Raw genomic sequence first — 13064 nt, 5'->3', positions numbered from 1 at the left:
GTCGTTGACGCAAGGCATCAGCGGAAAAAGCAAATCCCCGCTCCGGAGACCGGAACGGGGATCGCTGTCGTCAGACTGCGTCGGAGACGGCCTATTCCTCGTCGTCTTCCTTAAGAAGCTCTTCCTTGGTGATCGGCGTGTCCTTGACCTTGGCCTTGTCGAAGATCAGGTCGCAGACCTTCTCCTCATAGATCGGCGCGCGCATCGAGGCGGCGGCGTTCTGGTTCTGGCGGTAGAATTCCAGCACCTGCTGCTCCTGGCCCGGATAGTTGCGGGCCTCGGCCATGATGGCGTTGTTCAGTTCCTGGTCGGTGACGCCGACGTCGTTGGCGCGGCCGATTTCGGCGAGCACCAGACCCAGGCGCACGCGGCGCTCGGCGATCTTGCGATACTCGTCCTTGAGCTTCTTCTCGGACTTCTTGGCGTCTTCCGGCGGCAGGTTGCCGGCTTCCTTGTCAGCCTCGACCTGTTTCCAGATGCCCTCGAACTCGGCCTCGACCATTTTCGGCGGCAGGTCGAAGCTGTGGGCCTTGTCCAGGGCGTCCAGCAGGGCGCGCTTCAGCTTGAAGCGGGCGGCCTGCTTGTACTGGGCGTTCAGGTTGTCGCGCATCAGCTCCTTGAGCTTGTCCAGCGACTCCAGACCGATACGCTTGGCGAACTCCTCGTCGACCTTGGCTTCGGCCTCGGCCTTGATGGCCTTGACGGTGACGTCAAAGGTCACGGCCTTACCGGCCAGATGCTTGGCCTGGTAGTCCTCGGGGAAGGTCACGTTCAGGACCTTCTCCTCGCCGACCTTGGCCCCCTTGAGCTGCTCTTCGAAGCCCGGGATGAAGCGGTTGGAGCCGATGACCAGCTGGGCGTCCTCGGCGGCACCGCCCTCGAAGGGCTCGCCGTCCAGCTTGCCCAGGAAATCGATGGTGACCTCGTCGCCGTCGGCGGCCTTCACGGTCTTGCCCTTCTTGTCCTCATAGGATTTGGCCTGGCCGGCCAGTTCCTTCAGGGCTTCGTCGAGGTCGGCATCCGTGGCCTCATAGACCGGACGCGACAGCTTCAGCGTGGTCGGATCGACCGGCGTGAATTCGGGCATGATCTCCAGCGCCATCTCGAAGACGAGGTCTTCCAGACCGGCCAGGACCTTGTCCATGTCCGAGGTCAGCTTCATGTCGGCCGGGGCTGCGGGGCGCACCTTGGCATCCTCGAGGGCCTTCTGGCTCGACTCGTTCAGGGCGGTGTTGATGATGTCGCCCATCATGTCGCGACCGAAGGTCTTGCGCACATGCGACGCCGGCACCTTGCCCGGACGGAAGCCCTTCAGCTTCATCTGGGGAGCGACCTCCTTGAGCTTGGCGTCAAGCTTGGCGTTCAGCTCGGAGACGGGGATGGTCACCGCGATGACGCGGCTGAGGCCTTCGTTCGACTTTTCGACGACTTGCATGGACAGAATCTGACGCTCTGGGGCAGCGCCGGAGTGTCTGGCGCGCACGGGGATTGAATAAAGCAGAAAGGCCGCCCCGGTGGGAGCGGCGCTCGAAGCCCGCCCTTATGTCGAGAAGGGCCGAAAAGGTCAACGCAGCGGACGGTTTCGCCGACCGCCCGCCTCGCCTATGTGATGGACATGAACCAGTCCGCCTCCCCCATCGGTGTCTTCGTCACCCCGGTGACCCCGCTGCAGCAGAACTGCACCACCGTCTGGTGCGTGAAAACCGGCAAGGCCGCGGTCATCGATCCCGGGGCCGAAATCGACCGGATTCTGGCAGAAATCACCCGGCGCGGCCTGACTCTCGACGCCATCTGGATCACCCACGGCCATCTCGACCACGCCGGTGGCGCGGCCGAGATGAAGGAAAAGTCCGGCGTCGACATCATCGGCCCCCACCCGGACGACCAGTTCTGGATCGACGGCATCCCGGAACAGGGCCGCACCTACGGCCTGCCGACCGCCCGCAGCTTCAAGCCCGACCGCTGGCTCGGCCAGGGCGATCGCCTGACCCTGGGTGAGACCGCGTGGGAGGTGCTGCACTGCCCCGGCCACACCCCCGGCCATGTGGTGTTTTTCAACCGGGCCGCGCGTTTCGCCCAGGTCGGCGACGTTCTGTTCCGCGGCTCGATCGGCCGGACCGACTTTCCCCGCGGCAACCACGCCGACCTGCTGAACGCCATCACCACCCGGCTGTGGCCGCTCGGCGATGACGTCACCTTCGTGCCGGGGCACGGGTCCCACTCGACCTTCGGGGCCGAGCGACGCGACAATCCTTATGTCTCCGATGCCGCGATGAGTCGGGCTCCGATCGCCCGCCCGGCCAGCGGTCCGTCCTGACCTCCGGGGTGCCGATCCGCCGACCCGGCTGAACGCACACGGGTCGCGAACGTTGATGGGGTGAAAGGATACCTCATGACCGATCCCGCCCCCGCCTGGCCCGATACGCCCGCCCCTGAAATCCTGCCGCCCGGCACCCCGGGGCCGGATATCGACCCCGGCGGCGCGCCCGACGACCTGCCCGATTTCGACCCCGGCCCCGCCAATGATCCGGGCGTCGAGATTCCCCCATTTCCCACCGGGGGCGGGTGATTCCAGCCGACGGCCGTTGATCAGCCTGCGGCCCGATTGGTCGCACGCCGGAACCTCCGGCCGACCCCCGGGTTCAGAAGGCGACCGTCACTGTCTTCTTGAAAGGATCGCACCATGGCCGAAGGTCAACCCACCCGGGCTTCCGGTGTTTCGCGACGGGGGTTCGCCTCAATGGACCCCGAGCGTCAGCGTGAAATTGCCCGCAAGGGCGGGGCCAGCGTCCCCAGCGAAAAGCGCAGCTTCTCCCAGGACCGCAGCCTCGCCGCCCAGGCCGGCCGCAAGGGCGGCGAAGCCTCGCACGGGACCCGCAAGGACCCCGCAGCCGACGAGTAGGAACGGACCCGGCGCAGGACGCGCCGGGTCTCAGCCCTGCAGAAGGGCCAGGGCGACCGAGGGCGCGGGCCCCGACCGGAAGCGCGCCATCGTCCAGCCCGCCGTCTCAACCATACGCTGTAGCGACTGTTCGGTGAATTTCCGCGAGCTTTCCGTATGGACCGTCTCACCGGCAGCGAAGGCGATGCGCCGGTCCCCGAGCCGGACCGCCATGTCGCGCGTCGCCTCCAGATGCATTTCCATCCGGGAATCGCCCGCATTCCAGAGCGCACGGTGCTGGAAGGCGTCCAGATCGAAATCGGCGTCCAGTTCGCGATTGGCCCGGGCCAGCAGGTTCAGGTTAAAGGCCGCCGTCACCCCCTGGCTGTCGTCATAGGCGGCGATCAGGGTGGCCGGTTCCTTGACCAGATCGACACCGAGAATGAACAGGGCGTCCTCGCCCAGCAGGGTCCGCGCCGCCTTGAGGAAGGCCACGGCCTCGGCCGGTTCCAGATTGCCGATGGTCGACCCGGGGAAGAAGCCGATTCGCCGCCCCGGCCCGGCCCCGGCCGGCAGGGTGTCCAGATCCAGGAAGTCACTGACCAGCGGAGCCACGGTCAGCTGCGGATAGGAGGCCGCAATTCGCGCCGCGGCCTCACCCAGGGCCTCGGGGCTGATGTCGATCGGCACATAGGCGGCCAGGTCCCGACCGGCATCCAGCAGGATACGGGTCTTCTCGCTGGCCCCCGAGCCGAACTCGACCAGAACCGATCCGGGTCCGAACTCGGCGGCCCACTCCGGGGCGACCTCGCGCAGCAGGGTCGCCTCCTGCCGCGTCGGATAGTATTCGGGCAGTCGGGTAATGTCCTCGAACAGGCGCGAACCCTCGGCGTCATAGAACCATTTCGGCGAGACGGCCTTCTGTGGCTGGCTCAGGCCCGCAACCAGCGCCGCACGAAATCCGCCGTCCTCGTCGGTGTCCGTGGTCGCCGTCCCGGGTTCGATGTCCCGTGCCAGTCGAAGTCCCATGAAGGCCCACCTTTGTTGCGGATAGAAGAAGTTGCGATAGCTGACCCGGGCGTGACCGGGCGGCGTGGCGAAGGATCCGCCCCGCAACACCATCTGGTTGGCCATGAATTTACCGTTGTACTCGGACGCGGTGCCTTCGGTCGGCCTGAAGCCGGGATATGGGGCGTAGGCGCTGGATGTCCACTGCCACACCTCAGCGGACAGGCCGGTGAAGGCCGCACCGGCCGTGGTCGCCGCATGTTCCCACTCGGCCTCGGTCGGCAGCCGGGCCCCGGCCCAGCGGGCATAGGCGTCGGCCTCATAGAAGCTGATGTGGCGCACCGCGCCCTGCGGATCGACCCCGTGCCGCCCCGCCAGCCCCAGGACGGTCCAGCCTGCCTCCTCCCGCCGCCAGTACAGCGGGGCGTCCCAGCCCTCGGCCTGGACCGTGGCCCAGCCGTCGGCCAGCCACAGGTCGGGGCGGGTGTAGCCACCGTCGGCGATGAAGTGCATCCACTCGCCGTTGGTCACCAGATCATGATCCAGTTCATACGGCTGCGACCAGACCGGATGGGCCGGGCGCTCGTTGTCGAAGGCGAAGCCCCCGGCCCCGGCCCCGATCTCGATCCGTCCGCCGGCGAACCGCGTCCGTCCGCCCCGCGCGGGCTCGGGCGCGCCTGTCCGCGGCTCGACCGCATAGGCGGCCGGGTCCAGCGGCGAGCGCGACATCAGGTGCAGCAGGTCCATCAGGAACAGCTCCTGATGCTGCTGCTCGTGATGCAGGCCCAGGGTCAGCAGATAGCGTTGCGCCGCGTCCAGTCCCCCGGCGTTCAGCCGGGCGACCATCCGCCGGTCGATCTCGCTGCGATAGTCCAGCACCGCCGCCAGGGACGGCCGGGTCATCAGACCGCGCTCACCGCGCCCGACCCGGGTCCCCAGCGCCTCGTAATAGGAGTTGAACAGGGTCTGGAACCGGGGGTCGACCGGTTCATAGTCCGGCCGGGACGCCAGGATCATGGCCTCGAAGAACCAGCTGGTATGGGCCAGATGCCATTTGCCCGGACTGCAGTCCGGCATGGACTGGGCCTGAAGATCTTCCGGCGCAAGTCCCGCAGCCAGGGCCGGCATGGCCGATCGCACCCGGCGATAGGCAGCGATATCGCGCGCTTCGGTCGTGTCGATCCGGGCCGGTGCATTCATTCGCGATGACGTCCGCTGTTGCCTGTCGTCACCGTTGACGCTCCCGTTCCACCCAATGCCCCTGCCGGGCCCGGGTTCCTCATCAGGCGCGCAAGCCTAGCCGCAGAACCGCGCGGGATCACCCCGTTTCGGTCCGCCGCGACCTTCGGTCCTCAGTCCAGACCCGCGATGGCGTCCAGAATTTCGTCGACGGCCTCGATCCGGGTCGCCCAGGAACAGACGAACCGCACCGAGCCGTCATCGAACCGGTAGCAGGCCCAGCCGAGGGCATTCAGACGGGCGTGGGCGGCCTCGGGCATGCGCACGAACACCGCATTGGCCTCGACCGGATGGGCCAGGGTGAAGGGCGAGCGGGTGGCGATCCCGGCCGCCAGCCGCCGGGCCATCAGATTGGCGTGGGCCGCCCCGTCCTCCCAGGCCCTGCTCTCGAGCAGTCCGAGGAAGGGTGCCGCCAGGAAGCGCGCCTTGGACGCCGTCTGGCCGGCCTGTTTCAGCCGGTTGTCGATCCGGCGCGCCAGCGACTTGTCGAAGATCACCAGGGCCTCGGCGCAATTGGCCCCGGCCTTGGCCCCGCCGAACACCAGCACATCGACGCCCAGCCGCGCGATCTGCGTCAGGTCGAACCCCGCCGCCGCCGCATTGGCCAGCCGGGCCCCGTCCATATGGACGCCATAGCCCTTCAGCTTCACCGGCTCGATCAGATGGCGCAGCTCCTCCTCGGTATAGACGGTGCCGTATTCGGTGGACTGGGTCACGGACAGGGCCGCCGGCGGCTGGCGGTGGCCGACCTCGGGCTCGGCCAGGGCCGCCTTCAGGGCGACCGGCTCGATCTTGCCGGAAAAGCCCGGCAGGCCGATCAGGCCGACGCCCTGGCCGAAGAAACCGGGGGCCCCGGTCTCGTCGGTACAGATATGGGCGGCATGATGGGCCAGTACCGCCTCATGCGGAAAGGCCAGCATCGACAGGGCGATGGCATTGGCCGCCGTACCGCTGAACACGAACCGCACCTCGGCATCGGCGTCCAGCCTCTGGCGGATCTGGTCGGCGGCGCGCGCCGTGACGTCATCCGCCCCGTAGGCGCGGGCGAACCCGTCATTGGCGGCGACGATCGCGTCGAGCGCCGCCGGGGCCATGCCGGCTGTATTGTCAGACCCGAAATCGTAGCGCATCCGTCAGTCTCCCTGGGTTTCGTCGGTCGGCACGGCAACCACGCGGGCGAAGGAAACCCCCTTGGCGGGGACCTCGACCTGATGCGGGAAGGGAATCTCGATCCCCGCCGCGTCCAGCGCCTCCTTGCCGGCCTGCATCAGGTCGGCCTGGGTCTGCCACCAGTCGCCCGACCTGACCCAGGCCTGCAGGGTTACCTGCACGGCACTGTCCAGCAGGCCGGTGACCCCGGTCCACGGCGCGGGATCCGCCAGAACCTTCTCGTGGGCCCCGGCCATGGTCGCCAGCACCTGCCGCGTCTGACTCAGGTCCTCGCCGTAGCCGACGGTAAAATTGATCTCGATGCGCCGGGTCGTCTGGCCGGACAGGTTCAGGATCACATCACCCAGCACCTTGCCGTTGGGCACGACGATCTTGTGATTATTGGCATTGGCCAGCTGGGTCGTGAACAGGTCGAGGCGCTGCACCGTCCCGCTCGCCCCGCCGATGTCGATCACATCGCCGACCTTGTAGGGCCGCAGGATCAGCAGGACCACGCCGGCGGCCACATTCGACAGGGTGCCCTGCAGGGCCAGGCCCACGGCCAGCGAGGCGGCACCCAGCACGGCGATGATCGAGGTGGTCTGCACCCCCAGCCGCTGCAGCACGGCGATCAGGCCGATCACATAGACGATCACCCGCACCACCTGGGCCGCGAAGGCCAGGACGGTCTGGTCGTCCTGGAAGCCGCGCACCCGCGACAGGGCGCGCCGGGTCACCTTCGACGCCCAGCGCGACACGAACACCGTGGCGATCAGGATCAGCAGGGCGATGGTCAGGTTGATGGCCAGGCTGCCGGCCATGTCGGTCAGCTTGACCAGCATGGCGGCATCGACCGTGATCGCCTTCTGCCCGGCGGCCACGGCGTCATTCAGGGAGGTATCGAGCTTGATCATGCTCCGGGTCTAACGCCCTGCGCCCGGATGTGAACCCCGCGCCCCGCAATTCATTGTAGACTGCGGACCGGGCTCCGCCCCGCCCACGGCCCACGGGAGCAGTGCGTGCAGAAATCCTCGCTCAAGGTCGGCGTCGACGTCCCCTGGGTCACCAGCTGGACCGGCGAAGCGCTGCTCGGTGTCCGCCCCTGCCCCAGCGTCGGCGGGGCCCTGGCCATCGCCCAGCAGGACAATCCCGGTGTCGGCAAGCCGCTCTATTCGCAGAATCACGCGGTCCGTCAGCGCCTGACCGTCAGCCGCATGCTGTGTCCGATGTGCGGCCAGCCGACCCCGGTCGACGATCGCTGGACCCAGGTCGCCCACCCGGTCAGCGCCGGGACGCTGCGGGGCGGTCGCCATATCGAGGGGCTTCCGGCCTCGGTCGCCGATGATCAGGTCCTGGTCGACGCCGGGGCGATCGCCCCGCTGCACAGGGCCTGCGTCGACCGGTCCCTGAAATACTGCCCGCACCTGAAGGCCGACCCCAATATTGACGTTCGCCGCTTCACCGACCGCTGGATGGTCCTGCCCTTGCTGGTCCGGGCCGAGGCCCCGCCGCAGATGTTCCTGGCCCGGGCCGCACCGGCGCGGGCGGTGGCGGTCATCGGCTTCCTGCAACTGGTCGGCCTGACCGACGATCATGATCCGTTGTGGCAGGACCGCCCCCTGACAGGCGGAGCGGTCTCAGCTTCGCAGGCCTAGGGGCCCGAGCGGTTGCCCGGATGGTTCAGGCTGCGGCCACGTTTTCGCCTTCAGCGTCAAGGGCGCGCAAGCCTTCGCGACCCGTTCCGACACGGTTCATCACCCGCGCCAGGGCGGTGAAGTCGATCGGCTTGTTCAGATAGGCGTCGGCACCGGCCTCGAGACCCGCTTCATGGTCCTCGTTCCGCGCCGAGGCGGACAGGACCACGATCGGGGTATCGGCATTCGGCCCGACACTGTCGCGGATCGCCCGTGTCGCCGTCAGCCCGTCCATGACCGGCATATTGACGTCCATGATGATCAGGTCAAACGCCTGGCTCTGGGCCATGTCCACGGCGATCTGGCCGTTTTCAGCCGTGGCCGAAACGTGACCCGCCGACCCCATCCAGGCTTCCAGGATCATGCGATTGACCGGATGGTCCTCGACCACCAGGACCGTCAGGTGACGCCCGTCACTGACCTCGGCCTCGATGGCCACGGCCGGTGCCTGGCGCGCCCATTCGACGACCTCGGCCTCAACGCTGAAGGTAAAGGTCGAGCCCTGGCCATAGGTCGAGGTCACGGCGATATCGCCGCCCATGATATTGGCCATGCGACGCGAGATGGTCAGACCCAGACCCGTGCCACCGAAGCGGCGGGTCGAGGAGCCGTCCACCTGGGTGAAGGGCTGGAACAGACGTTCGATGTCTTCGGGGGCGATGCCGGACCCGCTGTCCTTCACCTCGAAATCGAAGCGAACCCGCTTGTCCGACAGACGTTCGCCGCGGACGGTATAGGTGACCTCGCCGGTGTCGGTGAATTTCACCGCGTTCGCCAGCAGGTTCTGGATGACCTGGCAGACCCGCAACGGATCACCCTTGACGGTCGCCGGCAGCTCGCCCTCGTTCATCAGGTTGAATGTCAGCCCCTTGGCCTCGGCCTGGGCCTGGAACGGTCCGACGACGCGCTTGTGCAGATCCTCGACGACGACGTCGACGACCTCGAAAGTCATCTTGCCGGCCTCGATCTTGGTCATGTCGAGAATGTCGTTCAGCAGCGACAGCAGGTTGTCGCCCGAGTTGCGGATGATCGACAGATATTCGCGCTGCGTCTCTTCCAGTCGCGTGGCGCTCAGCAGCTGGGCCGCGCCGAGGACACCGTTCATCGGCGTGCGCAGCTCGTGGGAAATGACCCCCAGGAAGTTGGACTTGGCCTCACTGGCGGCATTGGCCCGGTCACGGGCCGTCTCCAGCTCCTCGATGAGATGGGCCTGATGCTCCTGGAAGGCGCGGATCCGCTCTTCCCGCAGCATCGTCATCATCACCAGAACGAACAGGCCGGCGGCGGTGAACGGCACGACGCCGAGGAAGGACCAGAACACCGGCGTGCCCCACAGGCTCACCAGAATTATAAGAGCCGCGACGCCATAGGGCGACGAAATCACCAGCGCCTGACGCGGCGAGCTTCGAAGCTGCGAGAAGACCAGAACATAGCCGCAGACCAGCAGGGTCATGGCCAGGGCGCGGCCGAACGGCGCGTCCGAGAACCAGGCCAGCAGCGGCGCAACGGCCCAGACGGCGGTGGTGACGGTGGCCACGGCCGGGAACACCAGGCCCCAGCCGCTGCCCACACGATCACTGATGCGTTTTTCGACGGCACCGCGCAGCGTGCCGGCCGCCAGGGTGCTGACCAGCCAGATCGCCGCCGGGGTCATGCCGATGGTGCCCAGCAGGCCCAGGGCCCAGCTGAAGATAATCAGATAGCGGAGATACTGGGTCTGCAGGATGGCCCGCAGGGCCTGAGCGGCCTCGCCGGGGCGCTGATCACCGGCAAGACCCTTATCTATCGCATCGGATTCAACCATTTACCGCCCCACGGATCACAACCCGATTAGACGCTAGGGCTAACCCGCTAAGATGGAGTGAACATTCGCCCCTTCATGAAACGGCAGTTTCCGGGAAATCAGACCCGGGCTTCTGCGGGGGTCAGGGTCCGGATCGACAGGGCATGGATCGGTCCGGCCAATTCGGCGCGCAGGGCTTCGGTCACGGCCCGCTGCCGCGCCAGCCGTCCCAGGCCCTCGAAGCTGGCCGAGACCACGGTCAGGTTGAAGTGGCTCTCGCCCCCCGGAGTCGCGTCCATGCCGCCATCGTGGTGGTGACCGGCATGGCGGCCGCTGTCGTCCTCGATCTCCAGACGCTCCGGATTCAGGGCCGATGTCAGTTTTTCGCGGATAATTGTCGCGATTGGGCCTTCCGGCATCGGTAGTTCCTTGATGATGACCAATTCCCCCCTACACTTGCGGGCATGAGTGCTGATTTTCAATATACGCCCCGATTCAAGGATATGCGGATCAAGCCGCAACGCGCCGAGGAAGAGGCCGCGGAGAAGGACGTCCTGCACCTGAAGCCGGGCGAGAAGGCCTGCGACTGGCCGGACTGCAGCAAGCCCGCCACGGCCCGCGCGCCCAAGTCGCGTGAAAGGCTGAACGACTTCTATGACTTCTGTCAGTCCCATGCGGGGACCTATAACAAGAACTGGAATTTCTACGCCGGCATGAGCGAGGGCCAGGTCCGCGCCGCCCAGGAAAATGAGGCCATGACCGGTGGCCGCCCGACCTGGGACATGAAGGCCAGCAAGAATTCGCGCGAGGCCGCCGGCAACGCCGCCAAGCTGGGCAAGGCCCACACGGGCCCGTCCGGGTCGTGGAGCAACAGCTTCGGCCTGTTCGACCGCCGCACCCAGGAACAGGTCAATCCCGCTGACGACCACCGCGTCGGCAAGCTGGAACGCGCCGCCATGTCCGACCTCGGCCTCGAGCCGGGTGCCGAGAAATCGGATATCAAGGCCCGCTACCACGAGATGCTGAAGCGGTTTCACCCCGACACCAACGGCGGCGACCGCGGGGCCGAGGCCAAGCTGCAGAGCGTGATCCGCGCCTGGAAGATTCTCAAGAAGGCCGGCCTGGCCTGATCGGCGGGCGGCCGGTCAGCGAATTCCGCGGCCACAGCGCTGGACCCCGCCCCTGCGGTTTCATAAGTGTCTGTCCATGACCTCTCCCCTCGACGCCACGCCCGATCCCCTGCTGACGCTGGAACCGCACCGCAAGGTGACGGTGCGCGAGGCCTTCGGGGTCGATTCCGACATGATCGTGCCGATGTTCGAGGCGCGCGACAGCCATGTGCCCGAGGTCGACGCGGCCTATCGCTTCGACCCGCAGACGACCCTGGCCATCTGCGCCGGCTTCGCCTTCGACCGGCGCGTGATGGTCCAGGGCTATCACGGCACCGGCAAGTCGACCCATATCGAACAGGTCGCCGCCCGGCTGAACTGGCCGATGGTGCGGGTCAATCTGGACGCCCACGTCAGCCGCATCGACCTGGTCGGCAAGGACGCCATCGTCCTCAAGGACGGCAAACAGATCACCGAATTCCGCGAGGGCATGCTGCCCTGGGCCATCCAGCGCCCGGTTGCCCTGGTGTTCGACGAATATGACGCCGGCCGCCCCGATGTGATGTTCGTGATCCAGCGGGTGCTGGAGGCCCAGGGCCGACTGACCCTGCTGGACCAGAACCGCGTCATCCGCCCGAACCGGTGGTTCCGCCTGTTCGCCACCACCAACACCATCGGTCTCGGCGACACCTCCGGCCTGTACCACGGCACCCAGCAGATCAATCAGGGCCAGATGGACCGCTGGAACATCGTCACCACCCTCAACTACCTCGACCATGACGTCGAGGGCGAGATCGTCGCCGCCAAGGTGCCGGAATGGGCCGACGCCGAGGGCCGACGCCGCATCGCCGCCATGGTCCGCGTCGCCGACATGACCCGCAACGCCTTCATGAACGGCGACATCTCCACCGTCATGAGCCCCCGCACCGTCATCACCTGGGCCCAGAACGCCATCATCTTCAACGGCGACGTCGCCCTGGCCTTCCGCCTGACCTTCCTGAACAAATGCGACGAGCTGGAACGCCCGACCATCGCGGAATTCTACCAGCGGGCGTTCGGCGAGGATCTCCCCGAGGCGGCGACACGGGTGAAGGTGGGGTAGGCAATACGCTTCCCTCTCCCGGCGGGAGAGGGCTTGAGCGCACGACGGCCTCGCCGTCGTCCTGGCGCGAAAGGGTGAGGGGCTACCGTGCGACCCGGGTGACACCGTAAGCCCTCTCCCCAACCCCTCTCCCGCCGGGAGAGGGGCTATCCCCCCGCCACAAACCCCGCCGCATAGGCCCGCACCGCCTCCGGCCAGCCCGCCGTCGCCGTCGCCAACCCGTCCGCATCCCCCGCGAACAAGGCCCGCGTGGCCGCCTCATACCCCGGCAGATCCCCGGCCACGGCGGTCATGAAGCGATAGGCGGCCTCGCGTCCCCGCCGCACCCGGTCGGGCCCCTCACTCGCGCGCGCCGCCGCCTCGACCAGCTTCCTCAACGCCACCGAGGCCCCGCCCGGCTGGGTCGCCAGCCAGTCCCAGTGGCGCGGCAGCAGGGTCACCTCGCGCGCCGTCACCCCCAGTTTCGGCCGCCCCGGCCCACGTTTCTCCGGCTCGGCGGCCGCCGGGGCCAGTCGCGCCCGCACCGCCTCCAGGTCGCCGCGCAGGTCGAACTCCAGCGGCCGGGCGTCGGCGTCATTGAACATCAGCACCGCCGCCTCCCCCGCCTCGCTCGCCGCCTTGACCGCCGCCACCACGTCGCGGGGTGCGCCCCGCCCGATCAGACGATGGCCGGCAAAGGCGGTGCAGATGATGTCAGGAGCCTGGGTCATGCGCCGGATTTACCCGGATGAAACCGGCGCGTCAATATTACCCGGATGAAATTTGGGCCACCCCTTCCTTACTGTCGTCATCCGCCGGCGCGAAGCGACCGGGGGACCCGGCGGCGCGGTCGCGCAGCGATCGCGAAACCTGTCCCCCGCACCCTGCCAGACCGTTTCGCACCGCCCCCCCCCCCTGCTGTCGTCATTCTCCGGCAAGCCGCTTGCGGCGCAGACCGGAGAACCCAGCGGCGCGCGAGCGTAGCGAGGGCGAAAATGCCCGCAGCGACCGTGCCTGAACAGATCGCGCTCCGCGCGCCGCTGGGTCCCCCGGTCTCGGCTGCGCCTCGCCGAAGGATGACGACGGCGGGGAATGCGAGGTGTTCGCCAACAATCCCCCT

General features: G+C 67.6%; 13 protein-coding genes. 6 read left to right on the top strand and 7 right to left on the bottom strand.

Annotated features, from left to right (window positions below):
* Positions 1–91: 91 nt before the first annotated feature.
* Entirely contained in the window at positions 92–1435 is a 1344-nt protein-coding gene (gene tig / locus PSV00_RS04200; RefSeq protein WP_300445207.1) for a trigger factor, read from the bottom strand.
* Between the two features lie 180 nt (positions 1436–1615).
* On the opposite strand from tig, the gene PSV00_RS04195 reads away from it, so the two are divergent.
* From PSV00_RS04195 to PSV00_RS04185, 3 genes are all read left to right on the top strand, one after another.
* Entirely contained in the window at positions 1616–2317 is a 702-nt protein-coding gene (locus PSV00_RS04195) for an MBL fold metallo-hydrolase (RefSeq protein ID WP_300445206.1), read from the top strand.
* A gap of 75 nt (positions 2318–2392) precedes the next feature.
* The gene (locus tag PSV00_RS04190) at positions 2393–2569 is read left to right on the top strand and encodes a hypothetical protein (protein WP_300445204.1); all 177 of its coding nucleotides are present in this window, start codon (positions 2393–2395) and stop codon (positions 2567–2569) included.
* 114 nt (positions 2570–2683) lie between these two features.
* Positions 2684–2902 carry a general stress protein gene (locus PSV00_RS04185; protein WP_300445202.1) on the top strand — a complete coding sequence of 73 codons (219 nt, stop codon included), beginning with the start codon at positions 2684–2686 and terminating at the stop codon, positions 2900–2902.
* 30 nt (positions 2903–2932) lie between these two features.
* Here the strand turns inward: PSV00_RS04185 and egtB are convergent, their stop codons facing one another.
* The 3 genes from egtB to PSV00_RS04170 form a co-directional block, all read right to left on the bottom strand.
* Entirely contained in the window at positions 2933–5089 is a 2157-nt protein-coding gene (gene egtB, locus PSV00_RS04180; protein ID WP_300445200.1) for an ergothioneine biosynthesis protein EgtB, read from the bottom strand.
* Positions 5090–5241: 152 nt separating this feature from the next.
* Positions 5242–6258: a low specificity L-threonine aldolase gene (locus PSV00_RS04175; RefSeq protein WP_300445198.1), complete on the bottom strand. Its 1017-nt coding sequence runs from the start codon at positions 6256–6258 to the stop codon at positions 5242–5244.
* Positions 6259–6261: 3 nt separating this feature from the next.
* A complete protein-coding gene (locus tag PSV00_RS04170) occupies positions 6262–7191 on the bottom strand; it encodes a mechanosensitive ion channel family protein (RefSeq protein ID WP_300445196.1) in 930 nt (309 codons plus the stop codon).
* A 105-nt stretch (positions 7192–7296) separates the two neighbouring features.
* Between PSV00_RS04170 and PSV00_RS04165 the strand changes: the two genes are divergently transcribed.
* The gene (locus tag PSV00_RS04165; RefSeq protein WP_300445194.1) at positions 7297–7932 is read left to right on the top strand and encodes a hypothetical protein; all 636 of its coding nucleotides are present in this window, start codon (positions 7297–7299) and stop codon (positions 7930–7932) included.
* A 25-nt stretch (positions 7933–7957) separates the two neighbouring features.
* On the opposite strand, the gene PSV00_RS04160 is transcribed toward PSV00_RS04165, so the two are convergent.
* Positions 7958–9775: an ATP-binding protein gene (locus tag PSV00_RS04160; RefSeq protein ID WP_300445192.1), complete on the bottom strand. Its 1818-nt coding sequence runs from the start codon at positions 9773–9775 to the stop codon at positions 7958–7960.
* A 98-nt stretch (positions 9776–9873) separates the two neighbouring features.
* On the bottom strand, positions 9874–10173 hold the full coding sequence (locus PSV00_RS04155) for a BolA family protein (RefSeq protein ID WP_300445191.1): 300 nt from the start codon (positions 10171–10173) through the stop codon (positions 9874–9876).
* A 45-nt stretch (positions 10174–10218) separates the two neighbouring features.
* Between PSV00_RS04155 and PSV00_RS04150 the strand changes: the two genes are divergently transcribed.
* Entirely contained in the window at positions 10219–10884 is a 666-nt protein-coding gene (locus PSV00_RS04150) for a J domain-containing protein (RefSeq protein ID WP_300445190.1), read from the top strand.
* A gap of 76 nt (positions 10885–10960) precedes the next feature.
* Positions 10961–11965, top strand: a complete 1005-nt coding sequence (gene cobS / locus PSV00_RS04145; RefSeq protein ID WP_300445188.1) for a cobaltochelatase subunit CobS — start codon at positions 10961–10963, stop codon at positions 11963–11965.
* 146 nt (positions 11966–12111) lie between these two features.
* On the opposite strand, the gene PSV00_RS04140 is transcribed toward cobS, so the two are convergent.
* On the bottom strand, positions 12112–12675 hold the full coding sequence (locus PSV00_RS04140; RefSeq protein WP_300445186.1) for a DUF2239 family protein: 564 nt from the start codon (positions 12673–12675) through the stop codon (positions 12112–12114).
* Positions 12676–13064 lie beyond the last annotated feature (389 nt).

Origin of the sequence: Brevundimonas sp., assembly GCF_029945885.1 — a bacterium.
Classification (GTDB): Bacteria; Pseudomonadota; Alphaproteobacteria; order Caulobacterales; family Caulobacteraceae; genus Brevundimonas.
The sequence above is the reverse complement of the archived record's forward strand: the minus strand, read 5'-3'. Positions and strand labels throughout refer to the sequence as shown.